Below are 20,088 nucleotides of genomic sequence, written 5' to 3' on the forward strand. Positions count from 1 at the left end.
CTGACATGACGTGAGCAGACGCGGAAAGATCGTTTGTACGCTTGGCCCGGCTACCAGCACGGATGAGTCCGTACGGGCCCTGGTCGAGGCGGGTATGGATGTCGCCCGGCTGAACTTCAGCCACGGCGACTACGCCGACCATGAGGCTGCCTACAAGCGGGTACGGGCGGCATCGGATGCCACCGGCCACGCGGTGGGTGTGCTCGGTGACCTGCAGGGGCCCAAGATCCGTCTGGGCCGCTTCGCCGAGGGACCGACCTACTGGGCGACCGGCGAATCGGTGCGGATCACCGTCGATGACTGTGAGGGGACCCACGACCGGGTGTCGACCACCTACAAGCGGTTGGCCGAGGATGCCCGACCCGGGGATCGGGTACTCGTCGACGACGGCAACGTCGGTCTGATGGTCGAGGAGATCTCCGGCAACGACGTGGTGTGCACGGTCACCGAGGGCGGTCCGGTCAGCAACAACAAGGGCATGTCGCTGCCCGGCATGAACGTGACGGCGCCGGCGCTGTCCGAAAAGGACATCGAAGATCTCGAGTTCGCGCTGCGGCTCGGCGTGGATCTGGTCGCGCTGTCGTTCGTCCGGTCACCCGCCGACGTCGAGTTGGTCCATGAGGTGATGGACCGCGTCGGTCGACGGGTCCCGGTGATCGCCAAGCTGGAGAAGCCCGAGGCGGTCGAGAACCTCGAGGCCATCGTGCTGGCGTTCGACGCCATCATGGTGGCGCGCGGTGACCTCGGCGTTGAACTGCCGCTGGAAGAAGTGCCGCTCGTGCAGAAGCGTGCCATCCAGATGGCAAGGGAGAACGCCAAACCCGTCATCGTCGCCACCCAGATGCTGGAGTCGATGATCGACAGTTCCCGGCCCACCCGGGCCGAGGCCTCAGACGTCGCCAACGCCGTGCTCGACGGTGCCGACGCCGTGATGCTCTCCGGCGAGACCTCGGTCGGCAAGTATCCGCTGGAGGCCGTCAAGACGATGGCCCGCATCATCAAGGCGGTCGAGGACAACTCGGTGAAGGTGCCGCCGCTGACCCACACTCCGCGCACCAAGCGCGGTGTGATCTCGTATGCGGCCCGCGACATCGGCGAGCGGCTGGACGCCAAGGCCCTGGTCGCCTTCACCCAGTCCGGGGACACGGTGCGCCGCCTGGCCCGGCTACACACCCCGCTGCCGGTGCTCGCGTTCACAGCCCTGCCCGAGGTGCGCAGCCAGCTGGCGCTGACCTGGGGCACCGAGACGTTCATCGTGCCGCAGATGTCGAACACCGACGACATGATCCGCCAGGTCGACAAATCGCTGCTTGATCTCGGCCGCTACAAGCGCGGTGAGCTGGTGGTCATCGTCGCGGGCGCTCCGCCCGGCACAGTAGGCTCCACGAATCTGATCCATGTGCACCGCATCGGGGAGGACGACGTCTAGCGAGCGGTCGTCTGCCAAAGAGCGCCTGCAAAGATCTCGAAAGGCATTCCTTGACACACCCGGATTTCGAGGAGCTGCTGGCTGTTCTCGATCTCAACCGCGTCGGCGACGATCTGTTCATCGGTTCGCATCCGAGTAAGAACCCGGTGCGTACTTTCGGTGGGCAGATGGTCGCGCAGGCGTTCGTCGCCGGCGGCCGCACATTGGAGCACAAGCTGGCGCCGAGTGCGTTGAATGCGCATTTCATCGCCGGTGGCGATCCGGAGAAGGACCTGGAGTTCCACGTCGTGCGACTGCGCGACGAGCGCCGGTTCGCCAACCGCCGGGTGGATGTCATGCAGGACGGCAACCTGCTGACCACCGTGATGCTGTCCTACATGAACGCCGGCCCCGGGCTGGAGCACAGCGTGCCCGCGCCCGAGGTTCCGCATCCGGACACGTTGCCCAAGATCGATGAACTGCTACGTGGTTACGAAAAGACGGTGCCGTTGTTCGTGGAGGCATTGCGCCCGATCGAATGGCGATACACCAACGATCCGTCCTGGGTGATGCGGGACAAGGGCGGCAAGCTCGACCACAACCGGGTGTGGCTCAAAACCGAGGGCGCGATGCCCGACGATCCGGTGCTGCACGGTGCGGCCCTGGTGTACTCCTCGGATACCACCGTGCTCGATTCGATCATCACCACGCACGGGTTGTCCTGGGGTTTCGACCGGATCTTCGCGGTGACGATGAACCATTCGGTGTGGTTTCACCGGCCGATCAAGTTCGACGAGTGGGTGCTGTACTCCACCACTTCGCCGGTCGCGGCCGAATCCCGGGGGTTGGGCACGGGACACTTTTTCGACGCGTCGGGTCAGTTGTTGGCGACGGTGGTGCAAGAAGGCATCGTCAAGTATTTCCCCGGTGCGGCCAAGCCGTGAGCCCGCTCAGCGGGTAGGGGTCGGCGTCACGCCGAACGAATCCTCGACCCGGCGCTCGAACTCCTTCTCGCACCGCTGCTGGGCCGCGGTGTCGTCGCCGGCCCGTTGCAGGCAGTGCATGTAGTCGGGGCCGCCGACGTCATTGAACCACCGTGCGCCGAAGTGCACCCAGATCGCGACGAACACCAGGGACAACACGCAGGCGATGGCGCCGAGCGTGATTCCGGCGACGGCGACGCCGCCGTTGGTGGCCTCGCCGCGTCGGTAGCGCCCGTGGGCGAGGAATCCGAGGATCAGCGCGGTGGCGCCGAATATCAGCCCGCCGATCACCGACCAGGTCAACAGGAGGGCGAAGATCGCGATCACGAGTGCTGCGATGCCCAGACCGTTGGCGGGGGAACGCGGTACGACGGGTTGCATCGGGTACCCGCCGTACGGTGGCGGGGCCGGTGGATAGGCCCCGGGGTATGTCCCCGGAGCCGGTCCGTAGGGGTACGCCGGTGGCAGGGGAGGTCCGGCCGGCTGCGGCTCGTCAGACCCGGGCGGGTTGGGGCGCTCGTCGGTCATGTCTGTGAGGCTACCCGCCGATGGCGGTGCCGGGTTGCGGGCAACGGATGACGGGGCAGTCGAGTGCGTCCGGCAGATGGTGGGTGGCCACGACGACGGCCCGCTCGGCGGCGAACCAATCACCGGGAGTGAGGATTTCGGTGAGGATTCGCCTGCCGTCGGCGGCGTCGAGGTTCTCGGTGGGCTCATCGAGCAGGACGACCGAGAAGTCTGACAGCAGCACCCTGGCCAGCAGCAGCCGGCGCCGCTGCCCGGCCGACACCGCTGTGTGGCCGCCTTCGAGTACGGTCGACAAACCCTCGGGCAGGCCGGACAGCCAACCGGTGAGGCCGACATGCTCGATCGCGGAGATCAGTTCAGCATCGGTGGCGTCCCCGCGGACCACCAGTAGATTGTCCCGCACCGTGGTCTCGAAGATATGCGCGTCCTCGGCGAAAAATGCTGCACGCCTGGATTTTCCGTTGAGCTTGTCGGCCATCGCCATCAGCAGCGTGGTCTTGCCCGAACCGCTGGGGCCGACTACGGCGAGCCGGCCACCGGCGGGCAGATCGACCGGGGGAGCCGCGGGCCGCCGGCGGGCCGCAGGCTCGCTCTCGGTGAGTTCGCGGAGACGCCGAGCGGCGATGCGGGCCTTGGTGAGCCCGACGGCAGCGTCGGGAAGGGCCGTGGTGGCCTCGAAGGCCGACAACGGCAACAACATCAGGATGGCCAGGGTGGTCGGCGCGGTCGTGGGAGCCAGTGCGATGCCTGCGACGACGGCACCCAGGACGCTGGCGCCGATGGCGATGCTGGGCATGGCGGCGGCGAACGCCGCAGGGGCCGCGGCGCGGTCGGCGGCTTGTCCCCAGTCACGATGGCTGCGTTCCGCAGTGGCGATCACCTCGTCGAGACGGCCGCTGACCCGCAACTCCGGGGCGTACTCCAGTGCCAGCATGGTCGCGGAGTCGCGGTCACTACGGTGTCGGACCGCAACGGATTCCGCGGCAGCTACGGCACGCGCCGTCAGCGCCGGGGCCACCGCTCCGGCGATCAGCAGGCACAATCCCAATACCGCTGCGGCGCTTGGTGAGATGAGTGCGATGATGCCGACAGATACGCAGCCGAGCACCGCGGCGACCACGATCGGCAGCACTGAGCGCACCACCACGTCGGCCAGTTCATCGACGGAGCTGCCGACCCGGGCCACCAATTCGCCACTGGGCAGGCGCGTCGCGTCGTCGTCCGGTCCTGTGGCGAGCTTGCGGTACAGGCCGGTACGGGCATTGGCCGCCGCCCGCAGCGCCGTGTCGTGGGAGGCCAGCCGCTGGCAGTAGCCGAGGACCCCGCGCGAGATGCCCAGCGCACGTACCGCAACCACGGCCACCGACAGGTCCAGGATCGGGGGCATCTGCCAGGCGCGGGTGATCAACCATGCCGAGACACCCGCCAGCGCCAGCGCGCTGCCCAGTGACAGCACACCGAGAACGCTGGCCAGAATCAGCCGGCTCAACCGGGGGCGTAGCAGCTCCAGTGTCAGCTGCAGCAGTGGATCACGGCGAAACATGTACGGCACCAATCGTGATCACCTGATCGCCAATGGCCAGTACCGGATCCCGGTGCCCGACCACCACCACTGTGGCGCCCGCCCGGGCTCGCGCGACGACGGCCTGGAGCACCCGCTGCTCCAATGCGGCGTCCAGGTGAGCGGTGGGTTCGTCGAGCAGCAGCACCCGCGCGGACGATCCGAGGGCACGGGTGAGCCCCAGCCGTTGTCGTTGGCCCAGGGACAAGCCGACGCCGGTACGGCCGATCCGGGTGTCCAGACCGTCGGGAAGATCATCGAGAACGTCGTCGAATCCGGTGTCGCGGCAGGCTCGGTCCAGGTCGTCCAGTGGTCCCAGCAACTCCAGGTTCTCGCGGACGGTGCCGGGGATGAGAACCGGGCGGTGCGGAAGCCAGGCGATGGTGTGCCACCACGCAGTCAGATCCAGGTCGTCGACATCTATCCCGTCGATCCGCACCGGTCCTGATGGCAGTGTGGTCAATCCGAGAATGGCTTGCAGCGCAGTGGATTTACCGGCGCCGTTGGGTCCCGTCAGCACGGTGACCCGGCCTGGTTCGACAGCTGGGGACAGACCGTCCAACTCGATTGTCGGTGCGGAATTCGGTACCCGGACGCCACCCGTGGCCGGCGCCTGATTCTCACATAACCGAAAAGCCTGTTCTGCAGCCGTTTTCCCGTCTTGCGCGGCATGAAAGGCCGCGCCTACCCGGCGCAGCGGCCAGAACACTTCGGGGGCGAGCAACAGGACCGTCAACCCGGCGGTCAGGGGCATCTCGCCGTAGACCAGCCGCAGGCCGACACTGACCGCCACCAGCGCCACGCCCAGGGTGGCCAGAAGCTCCAGCACCAACGAGGACAGGAATGCGATCCGTAGCGTTGCCATCGCCGAGCGGCGATGCGCTGCAGCCAGTTCGGTGATCCGCTGCACCGATCCGGCGGCTCGACCGACCGCTCGCAGTGTCGGGATGCCCGCCACCAGATCGAGCAGACGGGCCTGCAGTGTGGTCATCGCGGCCAGCGATGCCGCCGACCGCTCAGCGGTGAGCAGACCGATCAGCACCATGAACACCGGGATCAGGGGGAGCGCGATCACCACGATCGCTGCGGCCTGCAGGTCGTAGCAGGCGATCACCACCACCGCCACCGGGGTCAGGACCGCGGCCTGCACCACCGCGGGCAGATAACCGGTGAAGTAGGGGCGCAGCCCGTCCAGGCCCCGGGTTACCACTGCCGCGGCGGCATCGCGGTCCGTCGCCAATCGCCTTGGCGGCAAGGAGGTCACCGACCGCAGCACCTGGCTGGACAACTCTCCGATGATCGCAGTGGCGCCGCGCTGTGAGAGTCGGCCTTGGAGCCAGTGTGCGGCCGCGCGCAGAACCCAGAGCGCAGCCAGTGTGACGAGGGCTGCACCGTGGTGGGTCGCCGAGGCCGGTTCGGTGATGATGCCGGCGACGACGTGTGCCAGCACGACGGCTGCGGCAATGGTGCTGGCGCTGATGGTTACGCCGCAGGCCACTGTCGCCAGGAGGTGGCGCCGCAGTGCCGCCGTTGACCCGGTGGCGCCGCGGACGCCGAGTGCGCGCCAGAGGTTCAGGCCGACCGCCGCGACAATCCGACCGGAGCCGGTATCCGATCGGCCGAAATCCGCTGCCTGAACACCCAATAGGTCCAGGCCTGGTAGATCACGACGAGCGGTGCGAACACCAGGCCCGCCCACGTCATGATCTTGAGTGTGTAGGGCGAGGACGATGCGTTGTGGATCGTCAGGCTCCAGTCCGGGTTCAACGACGAGGGCACCAGGTTCGGGAACAACGAACCGAACAGCAGAAGTACCACTGCCGCAACCACAATGGTGGTGCAGACGAAGGCCCAGCCCTCGCCGCTGCCGCGGTAGACCAGGGCGACCGCCGCCAACTGCGCGACCACGGCGGCGGCGAGCAGGAACCAGGTCCAGCCCTTGCCGTGGGCCAGTTGGGTCCAGATGCCGAATCCGGCAACCAGGACGGTGGCCGGAATGGCCAGCCGCGTGGCGAACTGGAAGGCGTCGGTGCGGATCTGGCCGCTGGTCTTCAAGGCCATGAACACCGCGCCGTGGAACGCGAACAGGGCACCGGTCGCCAGCCCGCCGAGCAACGTGTAGACGTTGATGATGTCACCGAACGACAGGTGCATCTGGTGGTCGGCATCGACCGGGAGGCCGCGCACGATGCCGGCGAAGGCGACACCCCACAGGATCGCCGGCCCCCAGGAACCGATCGCGATGGCGAGATCAGCCCACCGCCGCCACCCGGGATCATCGATCTTGCCGCGCCATTCGATCGCCACGACGCGCACGATCATGGCGAACAGGATGGCCAGCAGCGGTACGTACAGCCCGGAGAAGATCGTGGCGTACATCTCGGGGAAGGCGGCGAACATCGCCCCGCCCGCGGTGATCAACCAGACTTCGTTGCCATCCCACACCGGGCCGATGGTGTTGAGCGCGGCTCGACGATACGGCTCGGGGTCTTCGCCCCGGCCCGCGGCGGTCCGCCCGAAGAATGACATCAGCATGCCGACGCCGAAGTCGAATCCCTCGAGGATGAAGAATCCCAGGAACAAGACGGTCAGCAGGATGAACCAGAGTTCTTGTAATCCCATCGATCCGCTCCTCAGTAGGCGAACGACAACGGTGCGACGTCGTCATCGTTCGGCGGTGTCGGCGGGGCAGGTTCGGAGTCGTGCTCCAGGGGTCCCTCGACGATGTAACGGCGGAGGAGGAAGAACCACACGACGGCCAGCACGGCGTACACCAGGGTGAACGTGATCAGCGACAGCCACACCATGCCCGCCCCGTGGCCGGAGACGCCCTGGGCGACGGTCAGCCGGATGTCCTGATCGCCGGTCGGATTCGGTACCACAACCCAAGGCTGGCGGCCCATCTCGGTGAATACCCAACCGGCACTGTTGGCCAGGAACGGGGTGGGGATCGTCAGCAGCGCGAACCAGCTGAACCAGCGTTGCTGCGGGATCCTGCCGCCCCGGGTCAGCCACAGCGCCGCGAGCGCGAACAGCCCTGGCACCGCCAAGAATCCGATCATCGCCCGGAATGACCAGTACGTCACAAAGAGATTGGGACGGTAGTCGCCGGGCCCGAACTGCTCCTCGAAGCGTGCCTGCAGATCCGTCACGCCCTCGAGGTGCACCCCGGTGAACTTGCCTTCGGCCAGGAACGGCAGGACGTAGGGCACTTCGATGAGGTGTACGACGCTGTCACAGTTGTTGTGGGTGCCGACGGTCAGCACCGAGAAGTTGGGGTCGGTCTTGCTGTTGCACAACGATTCCGCCGAGGCCATCTTCATCGGCTGCTGTTGGAACATCAGCTTGCCCTGCGCATCGCCGGTGAAGAACAGCGCGACCGCGGCGACCAGCGTGACCCAGCAGCCCAGGATGGTGGCGGGGCGGTACATCGTGACCGCGTCGGCGGCGCCATCCTCGCCACGTCGGTGCGAGCGCACCATCCACCACGCGCACACGCACGCCACGAAGGTGCCTGCGGTCAGGAATGCGCCGGCGACGGCGTGGCTGAACGCTGCGATCGCCGTGTTGTTGGTGAACAGGGCGACGATGCTGGTCAGTTCCGCACGACCGGAGTCCGGATTGAATCGCGCACCGACCGGATGCTGCATGAACGAGTTCGCGGCGATGATGAAGAAGGCCGACATGTTCACCGCCAGCGCCACGATCCAGATGCAGGCCAGATGAACGAGCCTCGGCAGCCGGGTCCAACCGAAGATCCACAGTCCGATGAATGTGGACTCGAAGAAGAACGCGACCAGGCCTTCCATGGCCAGCGGAGCGCCGAAGATGTCGCCGACGAAACGCGAGTACTCGCTCCAGTTCATGCCGAACTGGAACTCCTGCACGATGCCGGTGGCGACACCGATCGCGAAGTTGATCAGGAACAGCTTGCCGAAGAACCGGGTCAACCGGTACCAGCTGTCGTTCCCGGTGACCACCCACACCGTCTGCATGACCGCGATCAGCGGTGCCAACCCGATGGTCAGCGGAACGAATATGAAGTGATAAACGGTGGTGATTCCGAACTGCCACCGTGATACGTCCAAAGCGTCCATCTGGCCCTACTTCCGAGGTCTCAGACCAATCTACGACGGAGTGTAGTAGATACTCGGGAACAAGCCGCTGACCCTGACCGGTGTCTTACGTCACGCCGTCGGCGCCTGCGGCGAGATTGCGGCTTTGAGCTTCTTGGCGTCGCTGCGGATTGCGAAGGCCGAGATCACCTCGATAACCCCGACGACGATCAGGATGATGCCGGTGACCTGAGCCAGCGCGACCAGACCCTGCAGTGGGGCGACGAACATGATGATGCCGGCGATGACACTGATGATGCCGACGATGATCTCCCAGATGCGCCCCGGCAGTGAGGGATCTCCGATCGACGACATCGCCGTCGCGACACCGCGGAAGATGAACCCGACACCGATCCAGATCGCCAGCAGTTCGACTGCGGATTGCAGGTCATTGGTGAAGCTGATGAAGCAGAGCACAGCCAGCACCAGGGCCGCGGCACCGCCGATGAACAGCAATATGCGTCCCCCGACCGATGAGCGCAGGCTGAATGCCAGGACGAGTTGCGAGATACCGCTGATCAAGAGATAGATACCGAGAAAGATTGCGGCGACCAGAATCGTTATGCCGGGCCACACCAGCACCAGGATCCCGAGGATGACAGCGAGAATCCCGGAAACCAGCGTCGATTTCCACAGATGCGGCAACAAGTTTGGCGAAGCAGTGGTTTCCATGCTGGCAGTTTGACACAAAAGCAGATGTAGATCGCGGTTTTTGCGGTAAGGCTGTGGCGCTGAAGCATGCTCGTTAAGGTTCCGTTACCGGCGCTGCATCCCCGACCGGAGCCCGTTAACGTGTCCGACTTGGGATAGCCCGACCACAGCCGTAAACAGAGAGAAGAGGCAACCGTGACTGTTGGATGTCGTCCCCGACGAAGCAAGATGTGGAGTTTCGCGGTGGTGGTTGCCGCGAGCGGCGCACTCGTGCTGTCGGGTTGCGCGAACAATACCGAATCCGGTGGATCCGAAACCAAGACGACGACCGCGGCAAAGGTCGAGAAGGTCGACGCGATCGCCAATACCCTGCCGGAGCCCATCAAGTCGAGCGGCAAGCTCATCGTCGGTACCGACCCGTCCTACCCGCCCAACGAATTCAAGGATCCCGCCGGGCAGATCATCGGCTTCGACGTCGATTTGATGAATGCGGTCGCCGCCACCCTGGGCCTGACCCCGGAGTACCGGGCGTCATTGTTCGACAAGATCATCCCGTCGGTCCAGGGCGGGAACTACAACGTCGGCATGTCCTCGTTCACCGACTCGAAGAAGCGCGAAGAGCAGGTGGACTTCGTGACCTACTTCAGTGCCGGTTCGGCGTGGGCGCAGAAGGTCGGTGCGGGGATCAACCCCGAGGACGCATGCGGCAAGAAGATCGCGGTGCAGACGGCGACGGTGCAGGACACCGACGAACTGCCGGCGCGCAGCGAGAAATGCGTCAAGGCGGGTAAGCCTGCCATCCAGGTCGTGAAGTTCGACGACCAGACTGCAGCCACCAGTGCGGTCATGCTCGGGCAGGCCGACGCCATGTCGGCGGATTCACCGGTGACGGCATACGCGATCAAACAGAGCAACGGAAAGCTTGAGGCGGCAGGGGAGATCTTCGATTCCGCTCCGTACGGCTGGGCGGTGCAGAAGGATTCGCCGCTGGCGGCGTCGCTGCAGCAGGCACTGCAGCACCTGATCGACAATGGTGTCTACAAGCAGGTGGCCGCGAATTGGGGCGCGGAGAACGGGATGATCGACAAGCCGGTCGTCAACGGTGCGATCAACTGAGCCGCCGATGACTGATGCATCGCCGCCTCCCGCCATCGACGCTGTACCGCTGAGGCATCCGTGGCGGTGGGTGGCGGCGATCGTCATCCTCGTCCTGCTCGGATTGTTCGTTTACGGCGCGGCGACCAACGAGGCCTACGGCTGGGGGACGTACGCCAAGTACCTCTTCGACCAACGCATTTCGGAAGCGGCCTGGAACACGCTGCAACTGACCATCTATTCGATGATCCTGGCGCTCGTTCTCGGCGTGCTGCTCGCCGTGATGCGGCTGTCGCCAAACCCGGTCCTCAAGGCCGTGTCCTGGACGTATCTGTGGATCTTCCGCGGCACACCGATCTACGTGCAGTTGGTGCTGTGGGGGCTTGTCCCGGTGATCTACAGGAACATTCAGATCGGCGTGCCGTTCGGTCCGCGGCTTTTCGAGTTCAGCCTGTCCGATCCGAATGTGTTCTGGCTGGCGGTTCTCGGCCTGGGTCTCAACGAGGCCGCCTACATGGCCGAGATCATCCGCGGCGGCCTGATCTCGGTGCCCGAGGGACAGACAGAGGCCTCGGTCGCGCTCGGCATGTCGTGGGGAATGACCATGCGCCGCACCGTTCTTCCTCAGGCGATGCGCGTCATCATCCCGCCGACCGGCAATGAGTTCATCAGCATGCTGAAGACCACGTCGCTGGTCACCGCCGTTCCGTACAGCTTCGAGTTGTACGGTCGCTCAAAAGATATCGGGGTTGCGCTGTTCGAACCGGTTCCGCTGCTACTGGTGGCGTCCACCTGGTACCTGGCGATCACCAGCGTGCTGATGGTCGGGCAGTACTACCTCGAGCGGCACTTCTCGCGGGGTGCCTCGCGCAAGCTCACCTCCAAACAACTTGAGGCCTTGGCCAAAGCCCAGATGGGAGTGACGAGTTGACCGCCGCCGCCGAACCGATGGTTCGGGCCGAGAGTGTGTGCAAGAACTTCGGTGCCCTGAACGTCCTCAAGGGCGTGACATTGGACGTCGGCCGGGGCGAGGTGTTGTGCATGGTCGGCCCGTCGGGCTCGGGCAAGTCGACGTTCTTGCGGTGCATCAACCATCTTGAGCAGGTCAACGCGGGCCGCCTTTATGTCGACGGGGACCTGATCGGCTATCGCGAACGCGGCGGCAAGCTGCATGAGATGGCTCCGCGGGACGCCGCCCGGCAGCGCCGTGACATCGGCATGGTGTTCCAGCATTTCAACCTGTTCCCGCACCGTACGGCGCTGGAGAACGTCATCGAGGCACCCATCCACGTCAAGCGGGTGAAGAAGGATGCCGCGCTGGCCCGGGCCAAGGATCTGCTGGATCAGGTGGGGTTGTCCGCCAAGGCCGACGCGTATCCCGCACAACTGTCGGGCGGGCAGCAGCAGCGGGTCGCCATCGCCCGGGCGCTGGCGATGAATCCGAAGCTGATGCTGTTCGACGAGCCGACCTCGGCGCTGGATCCCGAGCTCGTCGGTGAGGTGCTGGCGGTGATCAAGAAACTCGCGGGCGAGGGCATGACGATGGTGGTGGTCACCCACGAGATGGGTTTCGCCCGTGAGGTCGCCGACAAGCTGGTGTTCATGGACGGCGGGGTGATCGTGGAGAGTGGCCCTCCTCGCGAGGTGATGGCCAACCCCAAACACGAACGTACAAAGGAGTTTCTGTCGAAGGTGATGTAGCTTCGATTGCGTGGTTACCGCACGAGATGACGTGTTCATCACCGTCGGCGAGCTTCGCGAGCGGATCGCCTCCGGGGATCCGCTCACCGTGCTGGACGTGCGTTGGTCGTTGGCCGAGCCCGACGGTGAACAGGCCTATCTGGCCGGTCATCTGCCTGGCGCCGTCTACGTCTCGCTGGACGACGAACTGACCGACCACGGCATCGACGGCCGGGGTCGTCATCCGTTGCCCTCCGGGGTGGACCTGCAGGCGGCGGCCCGTCGTTGGGGTGTCCGCAGGGGCGTACCGACCGTCGTCTACGACGACTGGAATCGCGCCGCGTCAGCCCGCGCCTGGTGGGTGATGACGGCGGCCGGGATCGGCGGCGTCCGCATTCTCGACGGCGGTCTGGCTGCCTGGTCCGCGGCCGGTGAGGCCCTGGAGGAGGGCCCGGTCACGCCCGAGCCCGGCGACGTCGACGCCGTCCACTACGACCTGTACCGGGGCGCCCTGCGTACCCTGACCGCCGAACAGACGCAGTCCGAGGTGGACGTGTTGCTGGATGCGCGGGCACCGGAACGGTTCCGCGGAGACGTCGAACCCGTCGATCCGGTGGCGGGCCACATCCCGGGGGCGGTCAATCTGCCCAGCACCCAGCTGCTTTCCGCGGACGGAACGCTGCTGCCGGATGCCCGGCTTCACGCGCTGCTCGCTGATAGAGGCGTGGCCGGCGGTGCTGACGTCGGCGCCTACTGCGGGTCGGGGGTGACGGCGGCGCTCGCGGTGGCGGGGCTGGCTGCCGCCGGCGTGGATGCGGCGCTGTACCCCGGGTCGTGGTCGGAGTGGGCGTCGAACCCCGACCGGCCCGTGGCCCGGGGCGATCAATAGCCCCGACGCGTGAGATTCGGTGCTCCCTGGTGCCGGTCGGCAACTTTATGCTGGGCCAATGCAGCGCCGCCCCGACCCGGTCACGCCGTTGTGGCGTGCCGCGCAGATCTTTCGGCTGCTGAGCTGCCTGTACGCGCTGGGGTTCCAGATCGCGATCAACGACGATCTGGCGCGTCCGGTACTCGCCGGTGTGCTGTGTGCGCTACTGATCGCCTGGAGCATCGCCTGCGCGATCGCCTACCTGCAGGGTTTCGGTCGTCGTCCGTCGTGGGTGATCGCCGAGATTGTCGTGGTCCTGGCTCTGATGCTGTCGACCGAGTTGGTGGCATCCGACCACTGGATCGCCGACAATCAGTCGTGGCCGACCACATTGTGGGCGACGAATGCCACCATTTCGGCGGCCCTGCAATTCGGCCCGGTCGGGGGGATGGCCGCCGGGTTGGGGGTGATGGCTGCGGCGGCCGCGTTGAAGGGCTACGTCAGCATCAATCTGGGCCGCAACGCCACCATCGTCATCGAACTGGCGGTGGGATTGGCGGTGGGGATGGCCGCCCAGACTGCGCGTCGCGCCCATGCCGAGTTGGAGCGCGCAGTGCGGTTGGCCGCCTCACTGGAGGAAAGGGAGCGGTTGTCACGCCGGGTACACGACGGCGCTATTCAGGTGCTGGCCCTGGTATCGCGGCGCGGACGTGAGATCGGCGGCGAGACAGCTCAATTGGCCGAACTCGCGGGGGAGCAGGAGCGCGCCCTGCGCAGGTTGGTCAGTGCACCCGACCCGGAACTGCACACCGGTGGGGCCACTGACATCGGCGCGTTGCTGCGGGCTCGCGCCTCGGATCGCGTATCGGTCAGCTTGCCGGCTGAGCCGGTGCTGCTCGAAAACGAGCCAGCCCATGAGTTCTTCGCCGCGGCGAGCAACGCCCTGGACAACGCGGCCGCGCACGCCGGACCGGACGCCCGGGTTTTCGTGCTGCTCGAAGACCTGGGGGATTCGGTGACGGTGAGTATCCGAGACGACGGCGTGGGCATCGGCGACGGGCGCCTGGCCGAGGCGGCTCGCGAAGGCCACGTGGGAATCGCGAAATCGATTGTGGGCCGGATGGATTGGCTGGGCGGGCAAGCACATCTGCACACCGCGCCGGGATGTGGCACGGAGTGGGAACTGACGCTGCCCCGCCCGGGCCGTGCCGCGAGCGAGAAGGGACAGTCATGACCGAGGCCGCACTGACCGTGATGGTCGTCGATGATCATCCGATCTGGCGCGACGCGGTGGCTCGCGACCTGGCCGACGAGGGATTCGATGTGGTGGCCACCGCCGACGGCGTGGCTTCCGCGCGCAGACGGGCCGGCGTGGTGCTGCCCGATGTGGTGGTGATGGACATGAGCTTGTCTGACGGCAGTGGTGCCACGGCCACCGCGGAGGTGCTCATAGTGTCGCCGTCGTCGCGGGTGCTGGTGCTCTCGGCCTCCGACGAGCGCGACGACGTCCTGGAGGCGGTGAAGGCCGGGGCCACCGGGTATCTGGTGAAGAGCGCGTCCAAAGCCGAGCTGACCGCGGCGGTGCGGGCGACTGCCGAGGGGCGTGCGGTGTTCACCCCGGGGCTGGCCGGGCTGGTACTCGGCGAATACCGCCGGATCGCTCAACGTCCCGACGACGGCCCGGCCACTCCGAGCCTGACCGAGCGGGAGACCGAGGTGTTGCGCTACGTGGCAAAAGGGTTGACGGCCAAGCAGATCGCCACGCGTCTGTCGTTGAGCCACCGCACGGTGGAGAACCACGTCCAGGCGACATTCCGCAAGTTGCAGGTCGCCAACCGCGTCGAATTGGCCCGCTACGCGATCGAACACGGTCTCGACGAGTAGTCCTACTCATCACCGCAGCCGGTTTTGTTGCCACGATGAGGGCATGAGCGAACCTCATCGCGCTGTGATCGCCCGGATGTCGTCGGACCTTGCCGCGATTTCGGCGTACATGAACCGGGTATCGGCGGATCTGGGGGAGTTGCACCGGATGCTCGATCAGGCACCGGTGCCCGTGCCTCCGCTACCTCTACCTCCTGTGGTCTCACCATCGCCTGCGGTTGTCGCCGCCGCCGTACCGCCGCGGCCCGCCCCTGTGCCTCGCGCAGAACGGTCAGAAGGCTGGATCGGCAAGGCGCTTGCGGTGGCCGGGGTGACAGTGACGCTCACCGGGGTGGTGCTCCTGCTGGTGCTGGCGGCACAGGCGGGAATCCTGCGACCGGAGTTCCGGGTTGCGGCGGGCGCCGTGCTGGCTGCAGGACTGGTCGGCGTCGGGTCGTGGCTCCATCGGCGGCCCGGCGGCCGGACCGGGGCGATCGCGTTGGCTGCAACCGGCGTCGCCGCCGCATACATCGACGTGATCGCCGTGACCACTATCTATGACTGGGTGTCGGCACCGGTCGGTCTGGCGTTGGCCGCGGCAATCGGTGGTGGCGGCCTGATGCTGGCGCGGCGGTGGAACTCCGAACAGCTGGGCTTGTTGGTCCTGGTGCCGCTGATCGCACTGGCACCTGTCGTCACCGACGGCGTGACCCTGTTGCTGATCGGGTTCATGCTGGCCCTCTCGGCCGCCGCGCTGCCGGTCCAGTTCGGTCGGGACTGGATCTGGTTGTATGCCGCGCGCATCGCGGCGCCCACGTTGCCGCTGTTGATCGCGCTGGCAGCCACCTCGATCGACGGTCGGCACTACCTCGAGCTCGCACTCACCTGTGGGCTCGCGGCAGTACTGGCGCTCGCGGGTGGCGTGCTGGTGCTGCGTTGGACCACCAGACCGGCGGCGACGGCGGTACTGACGGCGGTCGGCGTCCTGCCGGTGCTCTGTGTGGCGGCTGCCGTCGACCGCGTCATCGCAGCCCCCATGGCTGCGGCGCTGGCTGCGGCCTTGGTTGCGATCGTGGCCCTCGGCGACGGCGTACCCGGGGTGAGCGTCGTGGTCCGTCAGGTGTGGTCGGTGCTGGCGGCGGTCGCCGCGCTGATCGCCGTGCTGGTGGCCTTCGACGGGCCGGTGGCCGGTCCGGTGCTGCTGGCGATGGCCACCGTGGTCGCCGTGGCCGGGCGCCGCCGTGGCGTGACGCGGTGGATAGCCGTCGGCCTGGCGGCCGTGGGTGGCGCCATCTACCTCGACTCCGCCGGCCCCGACAGCCTGGTGCATGCCACGAAACTATCTGCAGGACTTACTGTTTCGGTTCTGATCGGCAGCGTTCTGGCGATCGCTGCGGCCGCCGCCATCTCCTGGGCGTGGTCGGCCGACGGTGAGACGGATCAGGAGGTGGTCCGGCTGGTGTGGGTGGCCGCGGCAGTGGCGGCCGGGTATGCGGTGACGGTGTTCACCGTCAGCGCCGGCGTTGTCGTCGGTGGCACCGGCGCCGGGTTCTTCGGTGGCCACATGGCGGCCACCATCTGCTGGATCGCGGTGGCGGCCGGGTTGCTCGGTTACGCGGCACGACGTCCCAAGGCGCAGCGATCGCTACCGATCGGCGGCGGGATGGCACTCGTCGTCGCCGCCATGGTGAAACTGTTCCTGTTCGACCTGGGAACCCTGGACGGGATGTTCCGAGTCGCAGTGTTCATCGTCGTCGGGCTGGCGCTACTGGGTATGGGTGCCGGTTATGCCCGGCTGCTCAATCAGCAGGACCAGGTGGCCGGCAAGCCGCCGCTGTGAGCGTGGCCACAGATTCCCTAATCTGGAGTTATTCCAGTTTGAACAACGTTGCCTATGACATGAGTACACGTCGAAACGAATCCGATATCCAGGGTTATCAGGCCGCACCGGAGCTCGGCGGTCATCTGCAGCAGGTGCTCGTCGACCTGATCGAGCTCGGGCTGCAAGGCAAGCAGGCGCACTGGAACGTCGTCGGCACGAACTTCCGGGATCTGCATCTGCAACTCGATGAGGTCGTCGATTTCGCCAGGGAGGGCAGCGACACGATCGCTGAACGGATGCGCGCGTTGGACGCCGTCCCCGACGGGCGGTCGGACACCGTCGTGTCGAGCACGACGCTTCCGGAGTTCCCGGCTTACGAGCGCAGTACCGACGAGGTGGTCGACCTCGTCTCTACGCGGATCTACGCAACGGTGGGCACCTTGCGTGGGGTACACGATTCCGTGGACGCGCACGACCCCACCACCGCCGACATCCTGCACCAGTTGATCGATGGTCTGGAGAAGCTGGCCTGGCTGATCAAGTCGGAGAACCGCAAGGTCTAAACGCCGGCAGGCGGCACGACCGAGGCGGTACGCATCGGGCCCGAGTTTTCCAGTCGGGTGCGTACCGCCTGATCGTCGCGACGCCCGACCAGATACCAGGTGTGCATCAGACCCTTGCCCTTGACTTCCACATCGCCGCGCTCCTCGAGCACAAACGCATGGCTGATTCGCTCATAGACGTTGTGCGGCACCTGAATTCGACCGGCCACATCGGTGGTCTCCATCCGTGAGGCGACGTTGACCGCGTCGCCCCAGACGTCGTAGAAGAACTTGCGGGCCCCGACCACCCCGGCCACCACGGGCCCGGCGGCGAGACCGATCCGCAGCGGCACCGCACGCCCTCGCGGATCCTTGAGGTCGGCGACGGCGTCGGCCAGGTCGAGAGCCAGGCAGGCCAGCGCCTCGATGTGATCGGTACGCGGCTTGGGCACCCCGGCCACCACCATGTAGGAGTCACCGCTGGTCTTGACCTTCTCCAGGCCGTGACGATCTACCAGCGCATCGAGATCGGTGTAGAGCCGGTCCAGAAAACTCACCAGGTCTGTCGGGGTGATATCGCTGGCCCGTTCCGTGTAACCGGCGATATCGGCGAACAGGATCGAGGCATCGTCGTACTTGTCGGCGATGATCGTGCGTGACGGTTCCTTGAGTCGCTGCGCGATGGTACTGGGCAGAATGTTGCCCAGCAATTGCTCGGACCGCTGATATTCGGCTTCCATCGCCTGCTCGGCCCGGGCCATCTCGCGGAGCGACAACCAGACCGTGGCAAACATCATCACCGCGGCAGAAACGGCCGAGCTCACGAAACCGGCGGTCAGTGCCCAGGGCGGCCCAAGGCCCCGATCATCGGGAACGAGGACTTCCAGCGCGATGGTGGCGGCCACACCCAAGGCCGCCAATGTCGCCGCCAGCACGATGCGCTCGATTCCCAACACCAGGACCGCCAGCGACGCCGCGACCAGGAAGTAGAACTGCAAGCCTGAGCCGGTCCCTATCGCGAAACACATCACGGACACCGATACGTAGGCGAACACGAAGAACGCGAGCGGCGCGATCAGTTCGCCGAACCGGTAGAGGACTGGCACCAAAAGGAACAGAGCAGCGGAAACGAGGTTGACGAAGGCCAGCCGCCACATGGGGCCACCGAGGGTGAGCTGGAAGATTCCGAACCCTCCCGACACCGCGGCAGCGATCCATGTCGCGATGGTCAACACACGAAGGCGGCTCGATATGCACTCGGCGTAATGCCGAGTGCGGGCCGACACGCGGTTGTTCAACGCGACCTCGGGCATGCACACCGGGCGGCGGAACTCGCTGACCACCACGAACACAGCGTATCGCCGCCGGCCACCCGGCCGGTCGACATTGGGTAGGCCGCTCTCGGCGTCACGGTCCAGCAAACCCGACTGAACACCGGTATGTCACAATGGGAACTTGTTCCAGTGAGCGCGGCCATTCTGCCGCCGATCACTTCTGGGGGGGACCTTTTCGTGGATCGGTCATGGATGCGCAACACCGCAGCCGGCTGTGCAATCGCTTGTGGCGCCATGGTGGCCGGGCCGGGGACGCTCGGCACCGCGGTGGCCTCGGCCGACCTGTTCGGGATCGACATCGACGTCCTGCACATCTTCGATCACAAGCAAAAGAAGAAGTCCGACCACAGCGCCAAGGTGGACAACCAGCGCAACGCCGGGCCGCGTAAATCAAATGGCAGCCTCGGTGGGCCGAACGCGTCGAACGGACCCAAGGTGTCGACCGGGCCGAAGGTCAAAGTCGGCGCGAGCGATTCATCGGCCCCGTCAGCCGCCCGATCCGCTTCGACCGCCGAGGCTCCGCAGTCGACGGGCGTCGGGGTCACCGGGCAGGTTCCTTCCGCGACCGTCGGTGGTGGGGCCGCGCAGGCTCCGTCTGCGGCCGTGACCATTGGGACCGCTCAGGCGCCCTCGGCAGTGGTGTCCGGCGGCGGCAGCGGTGGAGGGATGCCTGCCACCGGCAACATCGGCAGGGCCCCGAACCTGGCTCCCGTGCCTACCGCCCCGAGCAGCCGGCAAATCGTCATCCGGTCAGCCCCGCCCAAGGCCCCGGCCGCACCGGCTCCGGCGGTACCTGCGGCCCCGGTCGTTCCCGTCGCCCCGGCGCCAGTCGTCGTGCCTCCCGTCCCGGTGATCCCGGCCCCGGTGCCCTCGGCGCCACCCGCGGGTGTGCCGCCCGCAGCCCCGAGTGCACCGATCAGTCCCGCACCCCGGTCCGAACCGCCGTCAGCACAGCCACTTTCGGTGCCGTCAGTGCCGGAGTCCTTCCGGCTCGGGTATGCCGACTACCTGCGCACAGCCAGCACTTCCGACCTTCTGTTGGCAGTGTTGCCCGGCCTTGGCGGGATGGTGTTGATGACGGCGGCCGGCGGTGTGGTCGGTTTCCGTCAGGCCCGGGCCGCGCAGACGCTGCCGTCGCCACAGATCGCGCGGTTCCTGCCGTAAGACATTCAGATTTCTGGTAGCTGCGGAACCCGGCCGTCAGGGGCGAGTGAGCGGTGCCGGCGCGTGCGCTGGATGGATTCATCGCCTCGAGGTCGCATCCGTGGACCCGCCGGCAGCAATGGCGCACTTCGTGGTCCTTTCATAGAAACTTCATAGGCAGTTCCTATTTCTCCGGCGGTGTGGCATCGGCCCGGCGGTGCCCGGACAGTGGTAGTCACCCGCGGTGTAGGTTGGTGTGCCAGCGAGGTGAGGCTTGGGGGCGATTGTCAAGGCGTTGAACCGATTCCGGTGAACTGACTCGTTTGCGCCATATTGACGCATCGACATGGTTTACTCTTCGGGATCGGGTGCGCTCACTGGGCGCGCAGCACGTTGCGTCAGCTCCGTGCGCCGTCGAGCCTGGGATGCACCCGCATCCGAGGCTCGATCGTCCGCTGTGGTCGTATCCGATCTGCAAATGCATGTTTGAGCACC

Annotated in this window: 18 protein-coding genes; 11 read left to right on the forward strand and 7 right to left on the reverse strand. The window is 66.3% G+C overall.

What is annotated here, in order from left to right; translation table 11 throughout:
* Positions 1 to 10: 10 nt before the first annotated feature.
* Positions 11 to 1,429, forward strand: coding sequence for a pyruvate kinase (pyk, locus tag ACZYZ7_RS04760; protein WP_463740325.1), 1,419 nt, complete (start codon positions 11 to 13; stop codon positions 1,427 to 1,429).
* A gap of 50 nt (positions 1,430 to 1,479) precedes the next feature.
* Positions 1,480 to 2,352, forward strand: coding sequence for an acyl-CoA thioesterase domain-containing protein (locus ACZYZ7_RS04765; protein WP_463740326.1), 873 nt, complete (start codon positions 1,480 to 1,482; stop codon positions 2,350 to 2,352).
* 6 nt (positions 2,353 to 2,358) lie between these two features.
* On the opposite strand, the gene ACZYZ7_RS04770 is transcribed toward ACZYZ7_RS04765, so the two are convergent.
* The 6 genes from ACZYZ7_RS04770 to ACZYZ7_RS04795 all read right to left on the reverse strand — a co-directional run bounded on the left by ACZYZ7_RS04770 (position 2,359) and on the right by ACZYZ7_RS04795 (position 9,267).
* Positions 2,359 to 2,919 (reverse strand): DUF4190 domain-containing protein, encoded by a 561-nt coding sequence (locus ACZYZ7_RS04770; protein ID WP_463740327.1) that lies wholly within the window; start codon positions 2,917 to 2,919, stop codon positions 2,359 to 2,361.
* 10 nt (positions 2,920 to 2,929) lie between these two features.
* Positions 2,930 to 4,462: an ATP-binding cassette domain-containing protein gene (locus ACZYZ7_RS04775; RefSeq protein WP_463740328.1), complete on the reverse strand. Its 1,533-nt coding sequence runs from the start codon at positions 4,460 to 4,462 to the stop codon at positions 2,930 to 2,932.
* A complete protein-coding gene (gene cydD / locus ACZYZ7_RS04780) occupies positions 4,449 to 6,056 on the reverse strand; it encodes a thiol reductant ABC exporter subunit CydD (RefSeq protein ID WP_463740549.1) in 1,608 nt (535 codons plus the stop codon). Before cydD ends, ACZYZ7_RS04775 begins: the two co-directional genes overlap by 14 nt.
* Positions 6,053 to 7,102, reverse strand: coding sequence for a cytochrome d ubiquinol oxidase subunit II (cydB, locus tag ACZYZ7_RS04785; RefSeq protein ID WP_463740329.1), 1,050 nt, complete (start codon positions 7,100 to 7,102; stop codon positions 6,053 to 6,055). Before cydB ends, cydD begins: the two co-directional genes overlap by 4 nt.
* 11 nt (positions 7,103 to 7,113) lie before the next feature.
* On the reverse strand, positions 7,114 to 8,577 hold the full coding sequence (locus ACZYZ7_RS04790; RefSeq protein WP_463740330.1) for a cytochrome ubiquinol oxidase subunit I: 1,464 nt from the start codon (positions 8,575 to 8,577) through the stop codon (positions 7,114 to 7,116).
* 90 nt (positions 8,578 to 8,667) lie between these two features.
* A complete protein-coding gene (locus tag ACZYZ7_RS04795) occupies positions 8,668 to 9,267 on the reverse strand; it encodes an HdeD family acid-resistance protein (protein WP_135454530.1) in 600 nt (199 codons plus the stop codon).
* Positions 9,268 to 9,474: 207 nt separating this feature from the next.
* On the opposite strand from ACZYZ7_RS04795, the gene ACZYZ7_RS04800 reads away from it, so the two are divergent.
* Genes ACZYZ7_RS04800 through ACZYZ7_RS04835 form a run of 8 tightly spaced genes read left to right on the forward strand, consistent with a single transcriptional unit; the run spans position 9,475 to position 17,137 of the window.
* On the forward strand, positions 9,475 to 10,362 hold the full coding sequence (locus ACZYZ7_RS04800) for an ABC transporter substrate-binding protein (RefSeq protein WP_450069225.1): 888 nt from the start codon (positions 9,475 to 9,477) through the stop codon (positions 10,360 to 10,362).
* Between the two features lie 7 nt (positions 10,363 to 10,369).
* Positions 10,370 to 11,272, forward strand: a complete 903-nt coding sequence (locus ACZYZ7_RS04805) for an amino acid ABC transporter permease (RefSeq protein ID WP_135454534.1) — start codon at positions 10,370 to 10,372, stop codon at positions 11,270 to 11,272.
* A gap of 17 nt (positions 11,273 to 11,289) precedes the next feature.
* Positions 11,290 to 12,042 carry an amino acid ABC transporter ATP-binding protein gene (locus tag ACZYZ7_RS04810; RefSeq protein WP_450069276.1) on the forward strand — a complete coding sequence of 251 codons (753 nt, stop codon included), beginning with the start codon at positions 11,290 to 11,292 and terminating at the stop codon, positions 12,040 to 12,042.
* 10 nt (positions 12,043 to 12,052) lie between these two features.
* Positions 12,053 to 12,910 carry a sulfurtransferase gene (locus tag ACZYZ7_RS04815; RefSeq protein ID WP_463740331.1) on the forward strand — a complete coding sequence of 286 codons (858 nt, stop codon included), beginning with the start codon at positions 12,053 to 12,055 and terminating at the stop codon, positions 12,908 to 12,910.
* A 58-nt stretch (positions 12,911 to 12,968) separates the two neighbouring features.
* Positions 12,969 to 14,123: a MacS family sensor histidine kinase gene (macS, locus tag ACZYZ7_RS04820; RefSeq protein ID WP_135454538.1), complete on the forward strand. Its 1,155-nt coding sequence runs from the start codon at positions 12,969 to 12,971 to the stop codon at positions 14,121 to 14,123.
* A complete protein-coding gene (locus ACZYZ7_RS04825; protein ID WP_135454540.1) occupies positions 14,120 to 14,773 on the forward strand; it encodes a response regulator in 654 nt (217 codons plus the stop codon). Before macS ends, ACZYZ7_RS04825 begins: the two co-directional genes overlap by 4 nt.
* Before the next feature lie 43 nt (positions 14,774 to 14,816).
* Positions 14,817 to 16,592, forward strand: coding sequence for a DUF2339 domain-containing protein (locus ACZYZ7_RS04830; RefSeq protein WP_463740332.1), 1,776 nt, complete (start codon positions 14,817 to 14,819; stop codon positions 16,590 to 16,592).
* A 59-nt stretch (positions 16,593 to 16,651) separates the two neighbouring features.
* Positions 16,652 to 17,137: a Dps family protein gene (locus tag ACZYZ7_RS04835; RefSeq protein ID WP_450069228.1), complete on the forward strand. Its 486-nt coding sequence runs from the start codon at positions 16,652 to 16,654 to the stop codon at positions 17,135 to 17,137.
* On the opposite strand, the gene ACZYZ7_RS04840 is transcribed toward ACZYZ7_RS04835, so the two are convergent.
* Positions 17,134 to 18,429, reverse strand: coding sequence for an adenylate/guanylate cyclase domain-containing protein (locus tag ACZYZ7_RS04840; RefSeq protein ID WP_135460036.1), 1,296 nt, complete (start codon positions 18,427 to 18,429; stop codon positions 17,134 to 17,136). The genes ACZYZ7_RS04835 and ACZYZ7_RS04840 overlap by 4 nt on opposite strands.
* Before the next feature lie 213 nt (positions 18,430 to 18,642).
* On the opposite strand from ACZYZ7_RS04840, the gene ACZYZ7_RS04845 reads away from it, so the two are divergent.
* Positions 18,643 to 19,614: a hypothetical protein gene (locus ACZYZ7_RS04845; RefSeq protein ID WP_463740333.1), complete on the forward strand. Its 972-nt coding sequence runs from the start codon at positions 18,643 to 18,645 to the stop codon at positions 19,612 to 19,614.
* Positions 19,615 to 20,088 lie beyond the last annotated feature (474 nt).

The sequence above is a fragment of the Mycobacterium sp. IDUB_17 genome (genome assembly GCF_055419465.1).

What these genes read in the sequence shown, in the direction of transcription:
- ACZYZ7_RS04770 (WP_463740327.1), bottom strand. Translation starts at nt 2,919, where the DNA reads ATGACCGACGAGCGCCCCAACCCGCCCGGGTCTGACGAGCCGCAGCCG.
- ACZYZ7_RS04775 (WP_463740328.1), bottom strand. Translation starts at nt 4,462, where the DNA reads ATGTTTCGCCGTGATCCACTGCTGCAGCTGACACTGGAGCTGCTACGC.
- cydB (WP_463740329.1), bottom strand. Translation starts at nt 7,102, where the DNA reads ATGGGATTACAAGAACTCTGGTTCATCCTGCTGACCGTCTTGTTCCTG.
- ACZYZ7_RS04790 (WP_463740330.1), bottom strand. Translation starts at nt 8,577, where the DNA reads ATGGACGCTTTGGACGTATCACGGTGGCAGTTCGGAATCACCACCGTT.
- ACZYZ7_RS04795 (WP_135454530.1), bottom strand. Translation starts at nt 9,267, where the DNA reads ATGGAAACCACTGCTTCGCCAAACTTGTTGCCGCATCTGTGGAAATCG.
- ACZYZ7_RS04800 (WP_450069225.1), top strand. Translation starts at nt 9,475, where the DNA reads ATGTGGAGTTTCGCGGTGGTGGTTGCCGCGAGCGGCGCACTCGTGCTG.
- ACZYZ7_RS04805 (WP_135454534.1), top strand. Translation starts at nt 10,370, where the DNA reads ATGACTGATGCATCGCCGCCTCCCGCCATCGACGCTGTACCGCTGAGG.
- ACZYZ7_RS04810 (WP_450069276.1), top strand. Translation starts at nt 11,290, where the DNA reads ATGGTTCGGGCCGAGAGTGTGTGCAAGAACTTCGGTGCCCTGAACGTC.
- macS (WP_135454538.1), top strand. Translation starts at nt 12,969, where the DNA reads ATGCAGCGCCGCCCCGACCCGGTCACGCCGTTGTGGCGTGCCGCGCAG.
- ACZYZ7_RS04825 (WP_135454540.1), top strand. Translation starts at nt 14,120, where the DNA reads ATGACCGAGGCCGCACTGACCGTGATGGTCGTCGATGATCATCCGATC.
- ACZYZ7_RS04830 (WP_463740332.1), top strand. Translation starts at nt 14,817, where the DNA reads ATGAGCGAACCTCATCGCGCTGTGATCGCCCGGATGTCGTCGGACCTT.
- ACZYZ7_RS04835 (WP_450069228.1), top strand. Translation starts at nt 16,652, where the DNA reads ATGAGTACACGTCGAAACGAATCCGATATCCAGGGTTATCAGGCCGCA.
- ACZYZ7_RS04840 (WP_135460036.1), bottom strand. Translation starts at nt 18,429, where the DNA reads ATGCCCGAGGTCGCGTTGAACAACCGCGTGTCGGCCCGCACTCGGCAT.
- ACZYZ7_RS04845 (WP_463740333.1), top strand. Translation starts at nt 18,643, where the DNA reads ATGCGCAACACCGCAGCCGGCTGTGCAATCGCTTGTGGCGCCATGGTG.